Origin of the sequence: Pseudomonas sp. MD330_10, from assembly GCF_042610415.1 — a bacterium.
Taxonomy (GTDB): domain Bacteria; phylum Pseudomonadota; class Gammaproteobacteria; order Pseudomonadales; family Pseudomonadaceae; genus Aquipseudomonas; species Aquipseudomonas rhodesiae.
The window spans coordinates 82,936-107,559 of sequence record NZ_JBHGZU010000015.1 but is presented as its reverse complement, the minus strand read 5'-3'; the positions used below and the strand labels follow the sequence as shown (position 1 = coordinate 107,559).

Sequence of the window (24,624 nt, the reverse complement as noted above, 5' to 3'; positions counted from 1 at the left end):
TTACTCCCCGCTCCGAGCCCGCATTTTCCAATAATCTGACTGATAAGAATTAAACTCTTTGGCCTGTTTTGTCAATGTTTTTGCATTCAAATCCATAGGAACTGAAACATAATCAGTCGTAGGGTTTCTGTATTCTGCAGAGTCTTTGTAACGGGTATACCTAAAGCTTTGAGCGGCATTGGATGGGACGTGAAGAACACTGCTATTCTGGCTATGGAAAACAGATCCAACTTCTGCAAGTGAACCACGAGTACCAGCGAATCCATTAACTTCAGTTTGCGAGAGATGATGTAACTCAACTGATTTCCCATCATACCCAATTGGTGCTCGACCCGAGGCCATCCTCTCAAGGTTTGAGCCTTGAACAGTTTTACCTCGTACTCTCCAGGTCGATAGGGCCTCTGGGTCAAAGAGGTCGTTACGTTGATAAACAGTCCTATCTAGAACTGTTGTTTTATTCCAAAAAACACCAGCTTTAGGCGTTGTACTTGTAACATCACTACCCGCCGTCGTACCCGTACCAGCAGAACCTGGCCCTTTTGCACCTTTAGACGGCCCCTCTATGACATTTCTTTCAACCAGCGTACCCGCTTCGTTATCAGTGCCGCCACCAAATACAGGTTGGCCCTTCGTCGCAGCATTAGGATTAACACCGTTCTTTATTACCGACGACAGCTCTCCAGATAACGCCTTCCCCCCATAGTGCGCGACTGCCAACTCCGCCAGCGACTCAGCAGCTCTCTGGCTGAGATCCCCCAGGGGGCTTGCTTCGCCGGGGTATTGCTCTGGGTGAAGCGAAGCTAAAACTCGCCCGCCCTCCGTAGATGTGTAAGGTGCGCCAATCTGATCATATGAGGCAGCCGCACCTGCAAACGCGACAGTGCCCATCGCGCCGAGGGCGAATGGCGCAGCGCAACCAACAATACTCACACAAGCAGGGGAGGCACCAACCATACCAATGTAAGAAAGAGTGCCAGCTCCCGCCCCGCCTGCTGCGCTTGCGGCGTACCCGACGTTCGTGAATAACTCGTTGTTTACACTAAGCGCGTCGTCTATTCGATCCTTGAAGGTGTAATCAAATTGCCCCGTGCTTTTGAGTAACGCAATTTCCTTGGTAAATTCATTACCCTTGTTTTCCAACTCAACAAGCGTTTTGTAATTTTCGTCACTTTTAGGAACAGACGCGCTGCAGTGGGTCAATGCACATGCCGCAGCGTCATATTTAGCCTTGTTCTCAGGGTCGCGTCGACGTAGCTCATCCAGTGCAACGGTCTGCATTTCGTGAAGCGAATGGTTGTACTGCGTAGCATTTTTCGCCACCCAGCCGCCCTTTTCCAAGGATTCAGCGTCAGCGTCTTTCTGCGTCGCCGCTGCGAGCACTCCAATCACTTGTGAGCTCATGGAGAGCAATGTCTTATCGCCATGAACCAGAGAGCTCAAGTGCCCAACTACCGCTTCGTTAACGCCCGCAGCCAAAGCACCTGTTTTGAAATCGCCTCCTGTAGCCTCTGCAAGCAAGCCACCCACCATGGCATGCACAATGATTTTTGGCGGATAGCCTTCGGTCAACCGACCTTTTGTATAGTCTCCAACGGCATTGAAACTGACCGCCGCCAGCGTATTGAATAACGCGCTTTTGAGTGCGTCACTGCCACTGCCACCTTGCCCTAACGCCTTGCCAACAAGCATTGACGTGCCGTTCTGCAAAGTTTGACTCGCAGCAAACTGACCAACCCCAGTCCATGTATTCAAAGGCGGAGACGTAATGTTCCCTGTTCCGTACTCAGTCTTGGTCCCCGTCCAACCATCGAAATAAGCAGCTGTCAGGCCGGCTGTAACGCCAGAAATCACGTACCCCTTCATTGCATCTGACGAGGTCACGTCCTTGAATACCGCGCCCAGGTTGCCCCGATTATTAATGACGCTAACCGTTGCGTTAGTTGCTGCTCCCGCTGCGACTGCACCTGATGCCGCACTAATGAAGGTTGCGGTATTCGCCGTCATTGTTCCGGCAGCAACCATTCCGCCAGTAGCGGTGCCCATCGCGCCCGCGGCCAATGGCCCAACCACCGCCGCCATCACAATCGCAATAATGATCTGCGAAGCAGGCCCCAGCCCTGAATTGCTGTACTTGAAGCTGTCGTGGATCTCCTTGACCTGCCTCCAGTCCACATCACCACGCTTCTCAGCATCCTTGATCCAAGCCAACTGTGGATCGGCCTTAACCATCGCATCGATGGATTGGCTGACTGTCTCCTGATTGACCTGGTTAATGTCGATCTTCAAACCGGCGACAGCTTTAATCGCAACATTGCCTTCAGCAATCAGCTGACTCTGGCGGACGGTTTCGTCGGTGTTGCCTTTACCTTTGGAGGAAACCCAGAACGCATTGTTGTTGCTCTTCTCATGGCTCTCCTGATGCAGATCCTTGACCGCTTCAAAAGTAATCGCGCCACCACTATCCAGGGTGATGTCCTTGCCGCTTTGAAGCTTGGCAAGTTGATAGGTCTGGTCGCCTGCACTCTTGAGGGTCAGGTCGCCGCCGGTCTTGATTTCAGTGCCGACGTTGGTAATGCGCGTTACCTCATCGCGCTGGGTCTTTTTGGAACCCCAGCCGCTGTTTTTCTTCATGTCATACAGCGTGTGCGTGCTGTTCTCAGCCGCCAACAAACTCAACTTATCCCCGCTATACAGATAAGCCTCATTTCCCGCACTGATCCTGCTCGCCACCAGCGTCGTGTCACGCCCGGCCTGGCTGGTGAAATCTCCACCCGCCGTCAGCACGCTCGCCACTTGGGTGGTCTGCTCATCCGCTGTCTTGATGCGCTTCTTGCCGTGCTTCTCCTTGCCTTCGACGTTGTGCACATCGCTGACCGACGCCACGTTGAAGTCACGCCCAGCGTCGACGTTGAAGTCTTTGCCAGCGGTGGCAGTGCTGCCGATGATGTTGACGTCCTGCCCGGCCTTCATGTTCAGGTTGCCGCCGGCGGTGACGGTGGCGGCGAGGTTTTTGACGTCGGTGGTGATGCTGGATTTCTCGCCGCCGTCGCGGATCTCGTGCTTGACGCTGGTGTCGCTGGCGGCGATGAGGTTGAGGTCGCGGCCTGCGGTGAGGTTGGCGTCATTGCCGGCAGTGAGGGCACCCCGGTTGGTGAGGTCGCGGCCAGCGTCCATGGCCAGGTTTTCGCGGGCGACGATGGTGCCGCCGCTGCCGTCGGTGAGGGTGCGCATGCCGACGCCGTCACGCACTTGGATAGCAGTGGTATCGTTGGTGATGTCGCCTCGGAGGGCGGTGAGGCTGACTTGCTTGCCGCGAATCTCACCGGCCATGGCGTTGCGAATGCTGTCCTGGGCCAGCAGGCTCAGGTTGTTGCCGGCCTCGACCAGGCCGCCGGTGTAGAGGCTGCCGCTGCTGACGGCGGAGAGGTTGTTGCTGGCGCGCAGGGTGCCGACGTTGATCAGGTCACCGCCGGTGACCAGGTTGAGGTCGCGGCCCTGGATCAGGCTGTTGCCCTGTACGTTGCGCGACTCGGCCTGGGCCAGGTAGAGCACGGGCACGAGGACGGTCTGGCCGTCGATGACGCGGTTTTCCATCCACACGATGTCGTGGGTCAGGGCGCCGACTTGCTGGCTGGTGAGGGTGACACCCAGGCTCAGGCGCAGCGCATCTTTGCTGGCCAACGCGTTGTCCATCAGGTAGCGGAACTGGTCGGCGTCGCTGTACAGGCCGCCGGCGAGGAAGCGTTGGCCGGTTTGGGCGAGCACGGCATCGCGAATCAGGCGACTCTCGTATTGGCCATCGCCGAGGCGACGCCAGGCGTTGTCGGAGCTGAAGCCGAGTTTGCCGAGCATGTAGTCGGAGCTGAAGAAGCCCGTGAGGGAGGCGAACTCGGGGTTGGTCTCGATCAGGTAATGGCTGGTCGGGTCAGGATTTTTAACGAACAGGCCGTATTCGCCCTTGGGCAGTTGGAAGTTGGGCGAGGTGGTCGGGTCGACCGGGGCGAAGGCGGTGCCGGTGTAGTCCACGGGCACGAAGCCGCCGCCGGGGGCCGCGCCTGCTACGGGCAGGATGCTGCCGGCGGCCTTGGCGCTCGGGTCGTTGGCGTGTTTGCTCAGGTTGATGTTGATGCCACCGACGGGGATGCCGGTCTGGTCGTCGCCGAGGGTGCCGGTCAACTGGGCCAGGGTGTTGTTGTGCAGCGTGCCGTTTTGCAGGGTGCGGGCGACGTTGAGGTTGACCGTGCCGCCGGCTTGCAGGGTGGCGTCGTAGCCGGGGCCACTGTTGTTGGTCCAGGTGGTGACGTCGCTTATGTGCTCGAAAGGATAGCTATTGGGTGAGCGGTTTTTCAGCTCTTCAAAGCGCGCCTTATCGAAATGCCCAGCCGCCGTGGCCGCATTGAAAGCGGGAACGTCGACCCATTGCATGCGTTCAAATAAATCGTCGGAGACACGTCCTGGCGTGGTGACGACAATCTTGCGCTGCCCTGTGCGCGTGGCGGCACCCTGGTTAAGCAGGTCACCGGCGGCAATACTCAGGTCGCCATTGGCAGCCATCAGGCTGTAGCGATTCTGCACATTGTCGCCTTGCAGCAGCATGTTTTTGCCAGCTACCAGGCGCGCCGCTGCCGAATCCTTGGTCGCCGCCTCAAGGTGGGTCTCGTAGATGGTGATGATGCCTTTTTCCCACCAATCTTTTTCGCCGCAGTGCTGGCCACAGATCCAACTCAAGCTGCCGGTGGTCAGCGTCTGCCCGAGTTCGAATTCATCTTTGGCGTTTTCGATAAAGCCCGCATTGATACCGATCGAGCCTTCGCTTTCCACGGTGCCGGAACGGTTACTGAACAGCGCGGCACGGCCGCCATCGCGCGCGGCGAAGCTCAAGTCGCCTTTGCTGTAGACATCGCCATGAAGGTTGCTGAAACCATTGGCGCGCAGAGTCAGGTTGCCACCGCTGAACAGCAGCGAATCGGCCGCGTTGGTGATGCCATTGACCGCAGTGAGATTTACCGCACCCTGGGCGCCGAGGGTGCCGCGGTTATTGATCTGCGCCGCGGCGATATCCAGTTGCTGACGCGCAGTGAGGAAACCGAGGTTGTCCAGGGTGCCGCCCAGTGTCAGGCGGGTATTGTTGGCCGCCAGGCGGCCGCCGTTCTGGCTGAGGTTGTTCGCCGCCACGGTGAGTGTCTGCAGGGCCGACACGCGACCGCTGTTGCTCATGTCGCCAGTGGTGATGCTCAGGTCACCGTCGCTGAGCAGTTCGCCGCCGTTGTCCAGGCTTGCCACATTGAGGACCAGGCCCTTACCGCTGGCCATGCGGTCGCCGGCCTTGAGGGCCAGGCCTTGAGCACTTTTGTAGGTAAGCACTTCGTTGAGTTGCAGGCGACCGAGCCCGTCGACTTTGCCGAACGCCCAGTCGGCGGTGCCCATGCCGTTGATAGTGCCCTGGCTGCCGTTGAGGCTGGCGGTGTTGATGCGAAACAGGCCGCTGCCGGCGTGCTGCAACAGGCCGGCCTGGTTATTCAGGCTGGTGGCGTCGAGGCTGAAGGCCGTGCTGCCGAATTCGAGGGTGCCGCCCTCGTTGTTCACCGCGCCGCTGAGGTTGAGGCTGCTGCTGGCACCGCCAAGCGCGCGCAGTTGGCCGTTGGCGCTGTTGTCCAGGTTGCCACCGTTGAGGCTCAGCCCCTGGTTGGCTTCGATCAGGCCGCCCTGGTTGGTGAGGGTGTCGCGTGAGGTCAGGTTGAGCAGGTTGCCGCTGACCTGGCCGCCCTCGCTGTTGTCGAGGGTGGCGCCGCTGACGGTCAGCTGTTCTTTACCGAACAGTTTGCCGCCACGGTTGGCCAGCGCTTCGACGGTCAGTTGCAGGTTGCCGACCAGGCTCGCCATCAGGCCGCCGCTGCCGTTGTCGACCTTGTCGGCGGTGACGGTCAGGCTGTCACCTTGCACCGTGCCGCCCTGGTTATCCAGGCTGGTAGTGTGCAACTCGGTGAGGGCGCCGCCGCTGAGGATCAGGCCCTTGCGGTTGCTCACATCCTGGCCGCTGAAGCTCAAGCCCCCGGCGCCGGCCAGCAGTTGGCCATCGTCGTTGTTATTCAGGTGCTGGGCGGTGATGTCCAGGCGCTTGCCACGCAGGGTGCCGCCGCTGTTGTCGAGGGTGGTGAGTTGCTTGACCAACACACTGCGCTCGCCCGCGTCGATCTGGCCGCCGACGTTAGTCAACAGGTCGCTGACGTTGAGCACCACGTCGCCGCCATCGCTGACCAACGCGCCTTTGTTGCTGTTGGTAAAGCGCTGCGCCGTCACATCGACGGTTTGGCCGAGCAGGATGCCGGCACTGTTGTCGAAACTCTCGCCGCGCAGTTGCAGCAGGCCTTCGCTCTGGATGCGGCCCTGGGCGTTGAGCAATTGGCCCGGGCCTTTGAGCAGCAGGCTTACGCCCTGGGCGCCACCGGCGAGCAAGCCGGCGCTGCGGTTGTCGAGGCCGGAGGCGCGTACGTCGAGTTGGTCACCCAATACGCGTCCGGCGCGGTTATCGATATCCCCACCGGCGACGTCGAGCAGCAATTGTTTGCCGACGATGACGCCGCTCTGGTTATCCAGGTTCGCGGCGTGCAGTTCGATATTGCCCTGCCCGGCCTGCACACGGCCCTGGGCGTTATTGAGCTGTTGTGCGGCGGTGAGGGTCAGCTTGCCGGTGTCGGCGCTCAATACGCCGCCGGCATTGCTGCCGAGGGTGCCGGCGTTGACGGTCAGGTCGGTGCTGGCCTGGGCGAAACCCTGGGTGTTGTTGAAGCCGTTGCTGACGGTGAGGTTGAGCGCGCCGCCGTCGGCCTGGATCAGGCCCTTGAGGCTGTTGTCGAGCTCGGTGGCATTGACGGTGGCGGTCTTGGCCACCAGCACGCCGTTCTGGTTATTGAGCTTGCCGGCGTTGACCGTCAGCTCGTTAGCGATGATTTGCCCGCCGCTGTTGTTCAGGTCGGCACTGGCGAGTACCAGGCTGCCGCCGGCCATCTCGATACGGCCCTGGTTGTTCAGGGAAGAGCTGTTGAGCATGGCGGCCTGGCCGTCACCAAAGCGAATCAGACCACCGAGGTTGAAGATGGCCGGCGAGTTGATCACCAGGCTCTGTTCGCCGAACAAGCGCGCGGTGGCGCCCTGGTTGGTCAGTTTGGCGCTGCTGACGTCGACGGTCTTGGCCTGGATGATCGCGCCCTGGTTGGTCAGCGCCTGCGCGGCGCTGATCGCCAAGGCGCGGCTGGCCAGCAGGTTGCCGGAGGTGGTGACGGTTTGCGCGTTGACCACCAGATCGCCGGTGGCGTTGCGGCTGTTGTCGGAGGCGACGCCGGCTTCGACGATGCCGGGGTTGGTGACGGTCGCGGCGTTGAGTTCAATGCGCTGGCCGGCCGCCACGCTCTTCTGGTTGACCAGGGCCTGGGCGCTGGTGATCTGCACGTTGCCGGTGGCGTAGACCTTATCGGTGAGGTCGACGTTCTGCGCAGTGACCTTGACGTTACCGGTGGCCGCCGCCTGCGCCATGCTCAAACGCCCATTGGCATCCAGCTGAATATCCCCACCACTGGCCGCCAGCGTGCCGTCGAGTTTCACGCCCACACCCGCCTCGGTGCCCACCAGCTTGATCGCGCCGGCGTACATGCCGCCCAACGCGCTGGAGTCGATCGCCAGTTCGGGCTTGGCGCTGCCGTCGTCGGCGCGCGGTGTGGTTTTCAGGCTTTGGGCGTCCACATCGTTGCGCCCGGCGATTACGTTCAGTTCGCGCGCGTTGATCTGCGCGTTGATCTTGGCCGAGCGGGTGATGATGTCGAAGCGGTCGACATTGCTGGCGTTCAAGCCTTCGCCGTCGATGGTCACGGCGCCGCCTTCGACCTGGTAGCTTTTCAGTTGGCCGTTCGCGTCGAGCACCGGCTTGCCGGTGGTGAGGGTGACGTTCGGCGTGTTGATAAAGCCGCAGCCGCTGCAGGTGACGCCGTACGGGTTGGCGACGATGACTTTGGCCGACTGCCCCGCCACTTCGGTGTACCCGCGCAGTTGGCTGGGGTTGCTGCCGGTGACTTCGTTGAGGATGACGCTGGCCGCGCCGCCCTTGAGGTTGGGGTTGCCGACGATGTAGCCGCCCAACTGGGTGTTGGTCACCGCGCCGCTGGCGTTGTTGAGGATCACGCCGTTGGGGCCGACGTTGTATTGCTGGAACTGGTTATGGGACAAGCCGGCGCCGTTGGGCGTGGCGATGTTCACCACGGGCACGCCATTGCCCGCCGCGCCAACAGTGGTGCCCGGCGCGCTGACCACAATGCCTTCGGCCTGGGCCAGCAGCGGCTGCCAGAACAGCGCGTTGGCCAGGATCAACGCCAGCCCGCGCTTGGGCAGGCCGAAGAACGCGTCGCGCGGCTTCAAAGCGGCGGAAGGTTGGCGGGCCAGGAAGGCAAATTGGCGAACATCCATTGTCAGATTCTCATTGCGGCGGGGCGTTGAATTACAGGAAGAAGTCCATACGGAAGTAGATCGGCGCTTCGCGCTCGCTCACTACGGCCGGTCTTTCCAAAGAATGGGCAAAGGTCACGCTGGTGCTGACGTGCTTGCCCCGGGCGAACAGCTCCAGGGAGTTGCTGGACACGCGACCATGCACGTCGCCGTTGTAGCGGTCGTTGCTGATCACGCCCTGGTCGTAGCCGACGCTGGCGCCGTACTCGGCAAAGGCCGGGCGCATCCAATCCAGGGTCACCGGGCGCGCCCAACGCACCTCGTTGCGCCAGTAGCCGCCGCTGTCGCCGGTCAGTTGCTGATCCTTGAAACCGCGTACCGAGGCCGAGCCGCCCAGGCTCACGCGTTGCGGGCTGAACAGAATGTCTTCGCTGCGCTGACCGGTGGCCAGGCTGGAAAAACTCAACGACTCGCCCCACAGCGTGAACGGCTGCAGATAGCTGACGGTGGCGGTGTATTTGCGGTAGCGCGAATTGGCCTGGCGGTTGCCGAACTGATCGCGTTCTTCTTCAGACTGGGCATCGAGCAGGCCGATGCCGTTCTGCATGCCCAGGTCGAGGTTGACGAACGCAGTGCCGATGCGCCGACCGTGGTTGATGCCGAACTGGAGTTCGCTGAGGCGGTTGCTGCTCGCCTCGGTGCGCGTATCGAGGATGTAGTTGTTGGTACGCAGATGGGCCAGGCCGACGTTCACCGAGGTCTTGCTCACGTCGTCGCGGTGGATCACCCGCTCGGCGCGCAGTTGATGGTTCTGGTTGTCGCCGTCCTGCTTGAATTTGAAGTCGTTGGTGTGGCCGTAGGTGCGGTAGTCGCTTTCGCTGTAGGTGTAGCTGAAGTTCCACCAGCCCCACGGCACGTTGTAATACAGCATGCTGTTTTTCGAGGTTTTCTGGTGGTCGCTGACCGCATCGTGGCCGCCGCGCAGCATCAGTTGGTCGCCCAGACCCAGCGGGCTGTCCCATTCCAGGCCGGCGCCCCATTGCTGTTCGCCGGTGCTTTTCTGGCCGTCGTTGTTACGCGACAGGCTGGCGCGCCAGGGCTTTTGCGGGGTGTTCTTGACCACCACATCACTGCCGCCGATCTGCTGGCCTGGGGTCAGTTCCATCTGCGCCTGCTTGGAGGGCAAGCGATTGAGTTGATCCACCAGTTGCTCGATTTCGCGCAGGTTCAGCGCCTCGCCGACCTTGCCGGGAAAGGCCATGGCCAGTTCGCGGTCGGTGACGCTGCTGCCCTCGGCGCTTTTCAGCGCTTCGAGTTTGCCTTCGACCACCAGCACTTGCAGGTGGCCGCTGGACAGGTCTTGCTGCGGCAAGTAGGCACGGCTGGTGACGCGGCCTTTGGCAATGTAATAGTCGGTGATGACCTTGAGCAGTTCGTTGAGCTGCGACACGCCCAGGCACTGGCCCAAATAGGGTTTGAGCAGGCGCGTGCGGTCGGCGGCGGACAGGCTGTCGGCGCCCTTGAGTTCGATGTCTTGGATCGGGAAGCAGCGAGTGTCTGCCGGCGTCGTCGGAGCGGCGGGCTTGGTCTGTTTGCCGGGCAGGTCCTGGAGTTCCTGCAGGCGTCGGCTCTGCTCTTCGAGCAAGCGATTCTGCCGGTCGCGGATCAGGTCCTGGTCCCCGGGGGTGGGGGCGGCGGTGGCGCTGTTCATGCTCAAGCAAACGAGCAGGAAAGTGCATAGAAAGTACCGAGTCCGTGGTAATAGCAGAGACATGTTCGATCCATCGAAAATCAAGGGGGCGCAAACTAACATCGAACTTGCGCTAGCCCAAGCTAATGAGCTAGTTGTATAACCGCACCTATTTAGTTTGCAAGCCCTTGATTAATAACAATAAAAACCAATCAAAAAGAGCATGCGCAGATTAACGGAACAATTATTCCGACCAGTGGCTGCACTTTTTGAATATGAGTCGACAACAACTAATTAGATGCCATTATTTAGCCATCAAGTTATTGCCGAGATAGGTTAGTACCGAGAAAGACGGAAAAGTTCGCGGGCGTTTTGTGAATTGGATCCCATTTGTCGGTATTCCAATGCAACGCCGCTAGAGCAGGACCCGCCAGCGTTGGCGTGGTGAGCCCGCTCACCACACCGTCAAGACTGCACGGTTTATCTGACGCTTTGATCTTTTTCCTGGCCGGGGACGAGGGTCAATGCCGGGCGTTCCACGTCGCGGGAGACATGGGACCTCACCTCTTCGACACCGCCCTCTTCATCGTTGTGGATAACCAGTACGCCAGGGCGGCGCAGTTGCTCCAGGTCGCCGGCACCCAATTTGAAGCTCTCACTGAGGTGCTGGTCGCTCAAGGCGTTGGCTTGTGCGCGGCGTTGGGCGAACTTACGGCCCTTGCGTTGCTGATAGCGCGCCCAGCACACCAGGATTACCGCGTTGAACAACGCGATCCACAGGTAGATCTGCAAGGTGTTGAGCGCTGCGAAAATCGGCGCTTCGATACGCGGGCCACCGTGGGTGTCGAGCATCGAGGTGATACCGCGTGCCAGCAGCCAGATCAATCCGGCCCAAGCCATCAGGGTCAACAGCACATCGATAATCCACATCACCAGGCTTTGGCGAGTTCTGACCAGGTGCATGATCACGCCTCCTCACTGACAGGTTTGATACCACGGTCCGGGCTGACCCAGCGCGCGCGTTTCTGATGTTGGTTGAACAACACCTTGGGGAAACTGACCAGCGTGGTAAACAGGCTGACCAACCAGAACACCATCGGGTACCACACGGTCCAGAACAGGGTTTTCCACAGGTCTTTCTCGTAACGGCGGTCGATGATGATGCTCACCGCGAACTGCAGCAGGCAGACCATCGCCAGGACCAACCCGGTAAAAGCCGGCGGCATCAGAGCGTCGACGGCTATTGCCTGTGGCAGCGCAATAAACTTGCCCACGCCCCAAAAGATCACCGACAGCAGGAAGGTGAACGCCCAGCCGGTGGACAGGCAGTACTCGAACAGCAGCGGCCACAGATATCGGTGACGCCACTGCCAGATGCCGCGGATATTCTTGAACAGCACTTCGGCGCCGCCCTGGGCCCAGCGCAGGCGCTGCTTCCACAGGCCGCCGACGGTTTCGGGCATCAGGATCCAGCACAGCGCGCGCGGCTCGTAGAAGATGGCCCAGTGATCCAACTGCAGCTTCCAACTCACGTCGATGTCTTCGGTGATCATGTCGGTGCTCCAGTAGTCGATGCGGTCCAGCGCCTTCTTACGGAACGCTACCACCACCCCCGACACCGTGAAGATCCGGCCGAACACGCGCTGGGTGCGCTTGATCAAACCGATGATCGACGAGAACTCACCCACCTGGACGCGACCGATCAGGGTCGACCGCGTGCGAATTCGTGGGTTGCCGGTGACGGCGCCCAGGCGTGGGTTGTCCAGCATTGGCGCCACCAGATAAGCCGCCGCGTTTTTGTCGAGCAACGCGTCGCCGTCGATGCACACCAGGTATTCGCTGCGTGACGCCACGGCCCCCATGCGCAGGGCAACGGCCTTGCCCTGGTTCTGCGCCAGGTGCAACACGCGCAAGCGTGGGTGTTCCAGCGCCAGGGCATCGAGCACCGCCGCGGTGTTGTCTTTGGAGCCGTCGTTGACCGCGATCACTTCAATGTTCGGGTACAACTGGCCGAGCGCCGCATGGATGGTATCGGCGGCGTTATCCCCTTCGTTGTAGCAAGGGATGATGATCGAGATCAGCGGGTTGCCGGCCAGGGTCGGCGCCGGGGTGTCTTCCTCCCAAGGCCAGTGGCGCTCCCAGTGCAGCCAGAAGTACAGGCCGCCGGCAATCCACAGCGCCGACATAAACAGCGGGTAGAAGAACACGAAGTCCATCAGGAACTGCCCGGTGACCAGAAAGATCAGGCCCAGGGGCACGCCCAACACCAGCGCCAGTACGAATAAAGCCAGGATTCTGTCGAACATGGTCAAGGGTTCCATTGGTTGGAAAGGGCCGGACGCACGGTGTTCAGGTCCGGGGAGTTTTCCAGGAAGTTGTCCGGGTAGTAACCAAAACTCGTGACCCCCTGGCGTTTAAGCACACCCATCCATTCAGCCATTTGCGCACCGTTGATATCGGTGGCCTCTTTGGTGCGCCAGTCCTTGGCTTGCAACTCGAACACCGTGCGCTCCAGGGCACCGGGGCGCTTCTTGACGGTGGCGACCAGTTTCTCCAGCCAGGCGTTGGAAGTGCTCACCTGCTGACCCTCCATCAGGGGCATGGCCATCGGCGCGGTCCAGTCGTAAGCCTGGAGGAAATCATCCAGATTCTGCGCGAACCAGGCTTCGCTCGGCGGGTTGAGCATCGGCTCGGCGAAGATATTGCGCGCGGTCAGCACCTGTGGCCCGCGGATGGCGCGCACCTTGGCGGTCAGCTCATGGGTGAAGTCGATCAGGTAGCGGCTCTTGAAACGCGTCCAGCGTTGCATCACCGCCGGGTCGGCGCGCAGGGCCGCAATGCTGTCGGGCAAACCGTTGGCTGCGTAGGTTTTCAATGCGGCGGGGCTGGCGTCTTCGAAATCGTTGAACACCGCATCGTCGTGATAAAGGATGCCGTCGATCGGCCCTACCCGCGCCAAGTCTTCGTAGATTTCGCCGATAGCCTTGCGCACGGCGGGATCGAAAGGTGACAGGCGTTGGTACTGGTCGGGATCGAGGCCGATCTTGCCGGTCTTGGGATCCCAACGGGTCACGCGCGGCAGCTTGGCGTCGAGGGCAAAACTGAGCACCGGCATCCAGGCATAGACGCTGGCATGGGCACGGGTATGCAGCTGCCAGGCGACGCGGTTGAACAGGTCGGCACGCATCGGCAAGTGACGGTTAGGGAAGTACAGCGAGTGCACCAGGCCATCACCCTTGGGGTCGGCAAAGGCTTGCAGGAACACCGTGCCGGCGCCCATGTCCACCACGCGCTGTACCAGTTGGTCGAGGTTGCGCGCCTGCTGGGCGGGGTCCGGGTCGTAGACGTTGTCCAGGTCCACATGCAGCACGCGCAGCGGCGCCTTGGCCTGCACGGCCACGATGCTGTTGGCGAAGTGCTCGCCGTCCGGATCGGAGGCCACCAGGAAGCGCGGGCTGTTCATCAGGTCGCCGAGGTTATCGAGGCCGTCTTCAAGGGTCAGGGCCATCTGGTAACCCTGCTCGCCCACCACCGCCAGCGACGTGCCGTCGGCCGCGCCATACGGCCAGACCCACACCCGTGGCGCCTTGCCCGTGACGCTGCGAATTTTGTTGGAGATCGCCACCACGTCGGCACGCATGCGCGCCTGGAACTGCGCTTCGGTTTCGTAGCGATTGGTCGCCGGATCATAGCGGCGGGTGGTCGCGGCCGGTTCCAGGTTGCCCTGGGGGTTGGCCAGGATGCCTTTGTGGTTGGCATCGGTGTGGGCGGCGATTTCTACCAGGCCCGATTGCGACACCTCGCGAATCTGCTCCCAGGTGAGGAACTCACCCCGAGGGCGCGGCATGCCAGCGAAGTCCACCGGCTTGTTCAGCGGCGTATCGATCCAGTAGCCCACCGGTGCCAGCAACGCCGGCCAGCGGTAGGCGCGCAGAATCGGCATTACCCGGGTATAGAAGCTCGAATAGCCGTCGTCGAAACTCAGCATGATTGCCTTGGGCGGCAACGCCGGGCCGCCACGGCGGGCGGCGAGAATCTGATCGACGCTGACCGCCTGGTAACCGTTCTCGCGCAGCCAGGCCAATTGTTCGATCAGCCGCTCGGTACGCACCGCCACCACGGCCTGATCGGGGTCGCGGTCGGACACGTCGTGGTAGGCGATCCCCAGGAAATGGTTCTTCGGCCACGCCGCTTCGTTGGCTGGGGTCGGCCGCTCGGCGGGTGGAGTGAAGGGCGCGGGTTGCTGGGCGCAGGCGCTGGCCAGCAATACACCCAGGAGCAACAAGCAACGGCTGAGAACAGTCATGGTCAGGCTCTTTTAGAAACGGTAAGTGAGGTCGACGAGCAGGCGCAGATCGCGTTCGCGATCACCGTCGTAAGGTCGGCTGATCAGGCTCAGGTTGGCGCCGACTTCCAGTACATCGTTCCAGCGATAGCGTTGGCCATAGCCGATCAGGCCGACGCCGCCGGTGGAATAATCACGCTGGCTGTACGTACCCGCACCGACTTGGAACTGCTGACTCCACTGGGTCTCGTAGCGGTGGTAGAGCACATGGTTGACGTTGACGGTGGGCAACACGCTGAAGTCCGACTTCGGGTTGAAATACACCGTGTCTTCCTTGCTGTTGCGGCTGGTGGCGACTTCCAGGCCCAGGTCCACTTGCACCTTCGGCGAGCTGTAGAGGCCCTCGCGGCCGGCGAGCAGGGCTTCGACGCGGTCGTTGCCGTCACTGAAGTGGGATGGGCTGACGGACAGTTTCCACTCGCGGCTTTCATTGGCGCGCCAGCGGATAAACCCGCTGCCGCCATTGGCGGTGATGTCGGCATTCAACGCGCGCAACGGCGTGGTGGCGGCGAGGTAGTCGAGGCTGCCGCCGTATTGCCAGTGATCGTTGAGGTCATAGGCAAACGCTACGCGGGCGCCCTGTTTGGAACCAAAGCCGTAGGAGTGGTTGGACACCTCGGCTTCCAGGGTCAGGTCACGGGTGCGCCGCTCCACGCCGACGCGCTGCCAACGGTGGTGGCCGGTGCCTTCTTCAAAGTCGGCGGTGGCGTAACCAACACCGGCGAACAGGCGCCAGTCTTCGTCGATGGGCGGGGTGTAGATCACACTCTCGATGCCCCAGTCACGGCTGCCGGCCACTGCGCCGGCATCGCTGTTGTTGCCGCCGCCGTAGCTTTTGCCGGTGTAGGCTTCAACGCGCAATTCGGCCATGTCGTGCACATTGCGCAAGCGGTTGAGGCGCTGCACTTGGCGACTGTCGGGGTTGCGCGCGACCACGTCGTCGGTGAGCACGTCGAGCTGGCGCCACTCCTGCAGGTCCATGGCGGTGTAAGCCTGGGACACTTCCAGGCCGATGTCGCGCGGGGCCTGGGCTTCGGTTTCTTTCAGAATGCCTTCGGCACGGCGCGGCAGGTCGCGGGCGCGGTACATGTCGGCCTGGGCCAGGCGCAAGCCGACATTGCCTGGGGCCTTGGCCACCAATGCTTCCAGGCTGGCTTCGCTGCCCGGCAGGTCGCCGCCGTAGACGCCGGACTGAGCGGCCAGTTGCTGGGCGTCCATCCATGAATCGTTGGGGTTGCCGATGGGCAGGCCTTTGAGTTCGACCCGAGGTTTCTGGCTGTTGGCGAGGCTGCTAGCGACTTCGCGGGCTTGTTCGCCCTGATCGCTCTCTTGCAGGGCATAGAACAAGGCGGTGGTGTCTTCGACGCGATCATCGGGTTCGGCATCGGCGGCGCTCAGGGCCTGACGGTACAGCGGCTCGGCCTTTTCCGGCTGGCGTTGGTCCAGGTAGGACGCCGCCACCCAGCGTACGGCGTAGGTGGGCAATTGCACGCCTTCGCGGGTCAAGGTTTCGTATTCGCGCACCACATCCGCCGTGCGCGCCCGAGCCTTGAGAGCGCCCAGGCGGTCGATGCGCCAGCGCACCACGTCATCGTGGGCGCTGGCGTCGGGGGTCCAGCGTGCGAGCAGGTTGTCGTACGCCTGCAGCGCACGGTCGGCGATCACGTAGCGCTCTTGTTCACTGCGGGTGGCGAACTCGGCCATGCGCACACGCTCGGCGGCCAGATCGCCTTCCAGGCGGCGTTGGGTAACCGCATCCAGCAGGCCCGGACGCTGGGCCGACAGACGCAGCGCGGCCTCCGGCAAGCGGGCCTTTTGTAGAGCGATGATGTATTCGCGGGCAACTTCCGGCTTATCGCCGGCACGCATAAACGCCTGATCGAATTCGAACAGCGCGTCGTAATTCAAGCCGGCACGGGTCAGCGCATAACCCAGGGCCATGCGGCGGTTGGGGTCTTCAGGCTTGGCGGCCACCAATGCACGGGTACTCTGCACCGCTTCGTTAGCCTTGCCGCCATCGGCCTGGGTAAGGGCCAGGCCCAGTTGCAGGTCGATGTTGTTCGGTTCGCGCAGCAACGCCTGACGGTACACCGCCTCGGCCTGGGCCCACTGTTTCTGATTACGATAGGTGCGCGCCACCGTGGCCAGCGCTTGGGTGCTGAGGTTGCGATGCTTGCCCTGGGCCTCGTAGACCTGCAGCACTTCGGCGTCCTGGCCGGCCCAACCGGCAATCACCAAGTGATCGCTGACCTGGCCAGGCGTCTGGCGCTCGGCGGACAACTGGCGCAATTGCGTAAGGGCGGGGGTGAAATTGCCGTTGCGCGCCTGGATGATCAGCGCGTCATAGGCCGGATCGGCCACGGCAAAAGCAGGCATCAGCAATTGGCTGCACAAGGCGACCCCGATAAGCAGTCGCAACCGGCCTGATGCACTGAGTGGTGGGTTTGGCAACATATCGTGAGCTTCCTTACAGGGAAAGCTGTAACGATAGGTGGTCCTGAGCGCTTCGCTTCAGGGTGCCGACGTCTCATGACCCGGCCTAGCTTTCCTGTGGTCACTATCGCCGAGGGCGGTGGGTAAAAGCGCAAATCAGAACAATTGTTCAGAATTGGATGAGGAAGGCGGATTTACACGCGGCCCGCGAAGCAGTGCCGCTTGTGGCAAGGGAGCAAGCGCCCTTGCCACACGTGAGGCGATTATTGCGCGCCGCTGACCGCGCCGACTTTGGACATCACAAAGCCGATGAACTGCTCGACGGTCATCTTCTGGCCGTTGAAGGTCACTTCATTGTTGGCGTAGTGCAGTTTGGACACCACATCGCTGCCCACCAGGGTCGCCAGTTGGGTACCCACGGCCATACCGCTGACCATCTCGGCGGCCATCTGCGCTTGCTGCTCGATGGCTTTCGGGTCGGTCAGGCCGCCGGCCTGGGCTTGCAGGGCGGACACATCGGCGATCATTGGCTTGGACAGGGTCAGGTTGGCGTCCAGCAGCGACACCATCTGCTTGCCCAGTTCAACCGGCGGCAATTCCATCGACGCCGGCTTGGCCAGGTCCACCACCAGGCTGAACTTGCTTTCGCCATGGGTGGTTTTCAGCGACAGGTTTTCTACCGCCAGTTGCGGCTTGGCGGCCAACAGTTGGTTGACGTTGGCTTCGGCCAGGGTCTGCTCGGCTTCGGTCAATTGCAGTTCAGGCACGGGCTCGCCAGCGGCGGCCGCGGCTTGCACCGGCTGCATCTTGTCTTGGTAGAGTTTGGTCAGCACCAGCATGGCCGGGACGTCGACGTTTTTCATGCTCAGCGCCATGGCGGCCGAGCCGACGGGTTTGCCCTTGTAGCCGATCTCGTCGATTTTGTAGTCGACGCGGCCGGCCAGGTTGTTGTCTGTGGTTTCGCTGGAGTCTTTCTGCTCAAAGCCTTTGAGCGAGATCACGTCTTTCTGCACGCCGACGGTGAACTTGGCGTCCGTGAGCTCCACGGTGTTCTGCCCGGTGTAGAAACCGAAGGTGGACTTGGCCAGGTTGCTGGCCACGGTCAGGCCGGCCAGTTCGGCTTCGAACGGCGCGCCCTGGGCGTCTACGGTGGCGACCTTGAGGCTGTTCATAAAACCGTCGGCTTTGACTTTCTGGCCTTCGGCGGTGCCATCGAAATTCAGGTTGGCGCCGGAGAAGCTCACCGAGGACTTATCGTCCTTGAACTCCAGAGGCAGCAGTTCGACATTGCCGTTGACCGCGCGGGTATAGCCGATATTGGCCACGCCCTTGAGCGGCGATGCGTCTTTGGCGGCAGCGAACCACTTCTCGGTGGTGGCGTTCTTTTCCAGCTCGTAGTGACTGGTGGCCATGACCGGCAGCCATTTAAGCGTGACCAGACGCGAGAACGGCAACGGGCCGTGTTCGATATGGTCGACGAACAGCAGCTCCGGGTTCGGGTTTTCTTCGCCGAACACCGGACCCTGCGCCTTCAGGCGGTAGTGCGCGGTGCTGCTGAACACGCCGCGCTCCAGGGACACCAGTTCCAGGGCGACGCTGCCGTCGACGCCGGCCATGGAGGTTTGCAGTTCCTTGTTGGCGTTTTGGATCGCGGTCTGCAACACCGGCTCCAACTGCTTACCGGTGTACCAGGCGCCGCCTGCACTGACGACGCCGACGGCGACAACAAAACCCAAAAGAACGACTGCTGGCTTATTCATGAAGTGACCTGATCAAATCCTGTGAGAAGTGGGCTGTCTTCCTTGAACCCTGCAAGGGTTGGCTCAAGCCCGCCGAAAACGGGGGGAAGATTAGCACTGGCGGCCTTAAACGGCGCAACCTTTCAGAGGCATCAGATCGCTACTGGTTCACGAATACTCCAATTCGATTTCATCGAGCTGGTGATCGAAGCTCTTCAAGCGCGCCGTCCAGGTGTACACCAGCACCTCGAATTCGCGGTGGATCACGGCGTTGCCAGGGGTGTCGGTCTTGGGGTCGCAGAAGTCCAGCTGGTAGCGCTCGCGGGCCATCTGCGTGGCGACGTCGGACAATTCCCGCGCGTTATTGAGCCAATGCCGACCTTCGGCGACCTGCTTGTCGAGCACCACGCACTGTTTTTTCAGGGTTTCGAGGCTTTTTTCCAACGGCGTGCCCGTCAGGTCGCCCATCACTTCCTGGAAGGTGCGCCCCGGCTGCCAGTAGCTGCCCCAGAAATAGCGGTCGAATACGGTTTCGACGCGGCGCAGTGCGACCTTGGTGTCCCAGATGGCCACGCGGGTCTTGCCTTGTTCGAGGAGTTTTTTCTTGATGCGTTGATTCTGGTAGGACGCCCAGGCCACCACGCCGATGGACAAGGTGCCGATCACCAGGCAGGCGCTGTCGAGAAACACCATGGCCTTGTCGAGTTGGTGGGAAAGCATGACGCCATAGAAATACGCGGCCGATAACAGCACCAGTGCGAAGAGCACGCACCAGAAAGCGGGAGCATAAGGGTTTTTCATTATTGGAATCCCCATGAGCAAACGCGAGCAGTGTCAGGCGTGCGCCTGGCTCGAAAGCCACGGCGCCCGCCTGTCAAAGCATAGCTATTCGCTCAGGGTTTGCTGGACGCCGACGCTTGCGTTCGTCCGCTTTCCCAGCCGCCGCCCAGGGCCAGGAACAGGTCGATCTGGCTCATGGCGACCTGAGTGTTGGCCGCCGCCAGTTGGGCACGCATTTCGGTGTAAGTGCGCGTGGCCTGAAGGTCGGCCAGGAACGAGGCGCGACCGGCCTGGAAGAAGCGGTGGGTCTGGTCCGCTGCCTGCTGCGCCGATTGCTCGGCCTCGGCCAATGCGTCGCGGCGCTGCAGCACGGCGGTGTACTGGGCCAGGCCGGTCTGGGTTTCGCGGATCGCGTTGAGCACCACCCCATCGAAATGCGCCAAGGCCCCCTGGGTGGCGGCTTCGGCTTCATGGATACGCGCCCGGGCGCCGTTGGTCGGCACGGTCCAACTGATCATCGGGCCAAAGCCCCAGCGGTTGGTCGCCGGTTGGCCGAGGTTATCGAGCAGGCCCACGGTGCCGACGCTGGCGCCGATGGCGATGTCCGGGTACAGGGCGCCGGTAGCCACGCCGATGCGCGCGGTGGCGGCGGCCAGTTGGCGTTCGGCCTGGCGCACGTCGGGGCGGCGCTTGAGCAACGTGGCACCGTCGCCCACCGGCAGCAATTGGGCGATGTGCGGCAACTCGGCGCAATCACCGATGCCCGCCGGCAATTGCTCCAGGGGTTTGGCCAGCAGCATCGACAAGCGATAGAGCCCCGCCTGACGCGCCGCCTGGTAGCGCGGCATCTCGGCGCGCAGGGATTTGTATTGGGTTTGCGAGCGCGTCACCTGGGTTTCATCGCCCCGGCCGGCATCGCGTAGGCGCTGGGTCAGCGTGGTGCTTTGCGCTTGCAGTTCCAGGGAACGGTTGGCAATCGCCAGTTCTTCATTCGCCGCACAGATTTGCGTGTAGGAGCGCACCACATCGGCCACCAGGGTGATGCGCGCGATGTCGGCGGCGGCCTGGGTGGCGTCGGCGCTGGCCTGGGCGCTTTCGATGCCGCGTTGCAAGGTGCCGAACAGGTCGAATTGATACGACGTGGTGATGCCCACGCTGCCGATGTTATCCACCGGGACTTTTTCCGACAGCAGGAAGGCTTCGCCGGATTCCTGCAAGCGTTGGGCCTCGGCCTTGGCGCCGGCACTCCAACCGCCGGCGGATTCGGCCTGCTGCACTTGATAGCGCGCGCGTTGCAGGTTGGCCGCAGCCACCCGCAGGTCGGTGTTGGAGGCCATGGCCTGGCGCACCAGTTCATCCAGACGCGGGTCGTTGTAGAGCTTCCACCAATCCGTCGGCACCGGCGCCGACACCACGTTCTTGCCATCGGACGGCAGTTGCCCTTGCAGATCGCCACGCTTGATCGCGGCGGTATCCGGCACCTGGTAATCCGGGCCGACCATCTGACAGGCCGACAGCAAAGAACCCAGGGCAACAATGGCTAACAACTGCTTCATGGCCGGGCTCCGGCCTTGGTTGAGTCGTCAATGATCGACACCGTGGCGGTACGTCCGGCGATCATGCGAAAGTCCGCCGGCACCTCATCAAAAGCAATGCGCACCGGGATGCGCTGGGCCAGGCGCACCCAGCTAAACGCCGGGTTGACGTTGGGCAACAGGTTGGAGCCGCTGCTGCGGTCGCGGTCTTCGATGCCGGCGACGATGCTCTGCACATGCCCATGCAAACGGGCGTTGTCACCGATCACGCGGATGTCCACACCCATGCCGACGTGGATGCCGTCGAGTTTGGTCTCTTCGAAATAACCGTCGATGTGGAACGAGTTGCTGTCCACCACCGACAGCACCGGGCGCCCAGCGGTGACGAACTCCTGAGTGCGCGGCGCGCGGTCGTTGACGTAGCCGTCCACGGGGCTGCGGATTACCGAGCGGTCGAGGTTGAGCTGCGCCGAGTCCACCGTCACCTGGGCTTCGGCCAGGGCCGATTGGGCGCGGGCCACGCGAGACTGGCTTTCTTCCAATTGCTCGCTGGGCACCAGGTTGCCCAGGCCACGGTTGCGCTTATATTCGCGCTGGGCCTGGGCCAGGGTTTCCTGGCGGTCGGCCACGGCGGCCTGGGCCTGACGCAGGGCCAGCTTGAAGCGGTCCTGGTCGACGGCAAACAGCACCTGGCCTTTGCTCACCAGTTGGTTGTCGTGCACGTCCACGCGTTGGATCAGCCCGGACACGTCCGGGGCGATCTGCACGATGTCGGCACGGATATGGCCGTCACGGGTCCACGGCGCAAACATGTAGTACATGACCATGCGCCACACCACCACGACCGCAAAACTCACGATCAGCAGCGTCAGGACCACACGGCCAATAGTCAAAAACGGTTTTTTCATGTCATCAGGTATCGACTGAGTGAGTCCACCGCGCCCAGCAACAGCGCGTAGAGCCCCACATTGAACAATGCCCGGTGCCAGACCAGGCGATAGAAGTGGAGACGGGTCAACAACCCATGCACCACCAGAAACAGCACGTACGTAATGCCCATCAGCACCAGCAGCGTGGGCAGGAACACCCCGCTGATATCCAGATCACCGATCATAAAGGCGCTCCATCGGGTAGCGGCGCTTCCATCTCCGTACCGCCAATAAATTCCACGCCGGGCAACAACGCCAGACGCAGGCCGGCCAGCGCATGCAGCAAATGCAGGCGGGTGTCGTCTTCGCCTTGCAGGCCCTGGCCATTAAGGGCGCGGCGCGTGCGGTCGAGGGTCATCAGCAGACCGCTGGGCGCGGGCAAGCGTTCACCCGCTTTCAGGCACGCCTTGAAGTAACCGCCCACACCCTCCACCACTTGGTTGAGCAGCACACGCGGCACGCCGAGGATGCGCGGCGAGTAGGCCAGCAGGTCCAACAGGTTGAGCGCCACGCGCAAATCGCGCAGGGCAATGCCGGTGTCCTGATTGGTCAGGGCCAGACGCGGCAGGTGCTGCATCAAACGGTCGAGCATCTGCACGGCCAGGTGCCGGTGCTCGGCCAGGGTCGCCGGCTCGGTCAGGCCGACGATGTCGTGCCAACTGAAGCGCGTCAGGCGCTTGGCCGCCAGTTCGGCGCCGAACGGGCGCGCGATCAGCGTCCACACAAACGCGAACAGCAGGCCAACCGGCCCGGCCAGGTTGACGTTGGCGAAGTTGAGGAAGTCGGCGTCGTAGGCGCCCTGGATGCTGATGAACGACGAGGTGTTAACCAGCGTCAGCAGCATGCCCAGGTAGAAGCGCGGCTGCACGGTCAGCGTGCTAATGCAGATAAACGGCACCGCGAACGCCAGCACCAGCATCGGAAAGTCGTGCAGGTTGGGCAGCACCAAAAACAGATAGAGGCTGGCAAACAGCACCGACATCGCCGTCCAGAAAAAGAACCGGTAGATCTGCGGCGCGGGGTCGTCCATCGAGGCGAAGAAACTGCACGCGACGGCGGCCAGGATCACCGCGCTGCCGCCGTCGGTCCAGCCCAGCAGAATCCACAGCACCGAGGCGACGATAATCGCGGTGACGGTGGAAAACGCCGAGTAGAACATCAGGCCACGGTCGAGGAACGGCGTGAGACGGCCCAAGCGCCAGTGGCGATAGACGGCGCGCCAGGTGTCCTGGCTCTCGCAGTGGATGGCGGCTTGCAGGCTGCGGCAGTCCTGCCACAGGTCGACCCATTCGCCGAGGCGGTACAGCGCGTTGGAAAACAGCAAGGTGTGGCGATCATCCAGCGCGTCGCCCTTGGGCTGTTGGGCTTCGATCTGGTTACGCAGGGCGCGCCAACTGTCCAGGGACGGATTGTCGGCACTGCTTTGCAGCCACTGGGCGGTGGCGTCCAGCAGCGGCTTGAGGCGTTCGAGAAACTGCGGCGCGCGCTGTTCGACGGCGTACAGCGCGTCATCCAGCTCCTCCACCACCGGCAGCAGGTGGATCATGCGCCCGCGCAGCTCTTTGGTATTGCGCACCGTCTGTGGACGCGCGCCTTCGTGGGGCAACTGGCCGATCATCAATTCCAGGGTGTTGAAGGTGGCGACCATGCCGCCGCGCAAGGTGCTGATTTCGTCAGGCTGCACCGTGCGCGTGAGGAACCGCTGGCTGTAGACCTGCGCATCGGCAAACCACTTGGCCACCGAACCGTCGAACACCGGCGCCAGGCGTCGTGGCCAGAACATCGCGCCGACCACGGCGGCCACCACAATGCCGAGGAAAATTTCTTCGGTACGCGCCTCGGCCACGTCCCACACGGCCAGTGGGTTGTCCACCACCGGCAGTGCAATCAACGGCAAGGTGTAGCCGGCCAGCATCAGCGCGTAGTTGTTGGCCGTGCGCAGGTGCATGGACAGAAACAGCAAGGTGCCCGTCCACAGCGCGATCACCACCACCAGGATGTACGGCGATTGCACGAACATCGGCACAAAAAACACCGCCGCCGCCGCCCCCATCAAGGTGCCGATGGCGCGGTACAGCGCTTTGGAACTGGTGGGGCCGACAAACGGGCTGGAAACGATATACACCGTGGCCATTGCCCAATACGGACGGGGCATCTGCATCAGCATAGCGATATACAGGGCGATCATCGACGCCGCGAAGGTGCGTACGCCGTAGAACCAGTCGCGGGCGGGCGGGAAACCGGTGAAGAATCCGTTCAAAGCGTCGCCGCCTCAAAGGCACGCAACACCCGCAGGGCCGCCTCCATATCGGCGGGCGCGATATCCGCCAACACGTCTTTGCGCAGGCGCACCAGTTGCGCCTCTACCGCCTGCACCAGTTCGCGGCCACGTTCGGTGAGGCTCAAGGCCTTGGCGCGGCGGTCGTGGACGTCTTCGGTGCGGCACACATAGCCGCCGCTGCACAGCTGGTCGAGCAGGCGCACCAGGGACGGGCTTTCCATCCCCGACGCATGGGCGACCTTGACCTGATGCACACCGTCGCCCAAACGGCCGATCATCAACAACGGCACGGCGCAGGCTTCGGAAATACCGTAGCTCACCAGCGTGCTCTGGCAGATTTTGCGCCAATGACGGGCGCCCACCACCATGCTGCTGCTGAGGTTCATCTGGAGTTGTTCGAGGGATTGAGGCACTGGATAGTTCGCATACAGTTAGTTTGCTAACTATCAATATGGC

At 62.0% G+C, this 24,624-nt stretch carries 13 protein-coding genes; all 13 read right to left on the bottom strand.

What is annotated here, in order from left to right; genetic code table 11:
- The 13 genes from ACFZPT_RS20740 to ACFZPT_RS20680 all read right to left on the bottom strand — a co-directional run bounded on the left by ACFZPT_RS20740 (window position 1) and on the right by ACFZPT_RS20680 (window position 24,554).
- Window positions 1–8,457 carry a DUF637 domain-containing protein gene (locus ACFZPT_RS20740; RefSeq protein ID WP_099312422.1) on the bottom strand — a complete coding sequence of 2,819 codons (8,457 nt, stop codon included), beginning with the start codon at window positions 8,455–8,457 and terminating at the stop codon, window positions 1–3.
- A gap of 31 nt (window positions 8,458–8,488) precedes the next feature.
- Complete coding sequence (locus ACFZPT_RS20735; protein WP_099312420.1) at window positions 8,489–10,210, bottom strand: ShlB/FhaC/HecB family hemolysin secretion/activation protein; 1,722 nt, start codon at window positions 10,208–10,210, stop codon at window positions 8,489–8,491.
- 396 nt (window positions 10,211–10,606) lie between these two features.
- Window positions 10,607–11,089 carry a poly-beta-1,6-N-acetyl-D-glucosamine biosynthesis protein PgaD gene (gene pgaD / locus ACFZPT_RS20730; RefSeq protein WP_034095273.1) on the bottom strand — a complete coding sequence of 161 codons (483 nt, stop codon included), beginning with the start codon at window positions 11,087–11,089 and terminating at the stop codon, window positions 10,607–10,609.
- Window positions 11,090–11,091: 2 nt separating this feature from the next.
- Window positions 11,092–12,432 carry a poly-beta-1,6-N-acetyl-D-glucosamine synthase gene (gene pgaC / locus ACFZPT_RS20725; protein WP_034095272.1) on the bottom strand — a complete coding sequence of 447 codons (1,341 nt, stop codon included), beginning with the start codon at window positions 12,430–12,432 and terminating at the stop codon, window positions 11,092–11,094.
- Window positions 12,433–12,434: 2 nt separating this feature from the next.
- Complete coding sequence (pgaB, locus tag ACFZPT_RS20720) at window positions 12,435–14,432, bottom strand: poly-beta-1,6-N-acetyl-D-glucosamine N-deacetylase PgaB (RefSeq protein ID WP_099312418.1); 1,998 nt, start codon at window positions 14,430–14,432, stop codon at window positions 12,435–12,437.
- A gap of 12 nt (window positions 14,433–14,444) precedes the next feature.
- Window positions 14,445–16,925, bottom strand: a complete 2,481-nt coding sequence (gene pgaA, locus ACFZPT_RS20715; RefSeq protein ID WP_099312416.1) for a poly-beta-1,6 N-acetyl-D-glucosamine export porin PgaA — start codon at window positions 16,923–16,925, stop codon at window positions 14,445–14,447.
- 242 nt (window positions 16,926–17,167) lie between these two features.
- Entirely contained in the window at window positions 17,168–18,664 is a 1,497-nt protein-coding gene (locus tag ACFZPT_RS20710; RefSeq protein ID WP_034111246.1) for a YdgA family protein, read from the bottom strand.
- A 147-nt stretch (window positions 18,665–18,811) separates the two neighbouring features.
- Window positions 18,812–19,444: a hypothetical protein gene (locus ACFZPT_RS20705; RefSeq protein ID WP_034095268.1), complete on the bottom strand. Its 633-nt coding sequence runs from the start codon at window positions 19,442–19,444 to the stop codon at window positions 18,812–18,814.
- 92 nt (window positions 19,445–19,536) lie between these two features.
- Entirely contained in the window at window positions 19,537–20,979 is a 1,443-nt protein-coding gene (locus ACFZPT_RS20700; protein ID WP_099312414.1) for an efflux transporter outer membrane subunit, read from the bottom strand.
- On the bottom strand, window positions 20,976–21,866 hold the full coding sequence (locus ACFZPT_RS20695) for an HlyD family secretion protein (RefSeq protein WP_034095266.1): 891 nt from the start codon (window positions 21,864–21,866) through the stop codon (window positions 20,976–20,978). The genes ACFZPT_RS20700 and ACFZPT_RS20695 overlap by 4 nt, the downstream gene beginning before the upstream one ends.
- Window positions 21,863–22,072 (bottom strand): DUF1656 domain-containing protein, encoded by a 210-nt coding sequence (locus tag ACFZPT_RS20690; RefSeq protein ID WP_010214247.1) that lies wholly within the window; start codon window positions 22,070–22,072, stop codon window positions 21,863–21,865. Before ACFZPT_RS20690 ends, ACFZPT_RS20695 begins: the two co-directional genes overlap by 4 nt.
- Window positions 22,069–24,147, bottom strand: coding sequence for an FUSC family protein (locus tag ACFZPT_RS20685; RefSeq protein ID WP_379559070.1), 2,079 nt, complete (start codon window positions 24,145–24,147; stop codon window positions 22,069–22,071). The genes ACFZPT_RS20690 and ACFZPT_RS20685 overlap by 4 nt, the downstream gene beginning before the upstream one ends.
- Window positions 24,144–24,554, bottom strand: a complete 411-nt coding sequence (locus ACFZPT_RS20680) for a MarR family winged helix-turn-helix transcriptional regulator (protein WP_034095264.1) — start codon at window positions 24,552–24,554, stop codon at window positions 24,144–24,146. Before ACFZPT_RS20680 ends, ACFZPT_RS20685 begins: the two co-directional genes overlap by 4 nt.
- Between the last annotated feature and the right edge of the window lie 70 nt (window positions 24,555–24,624).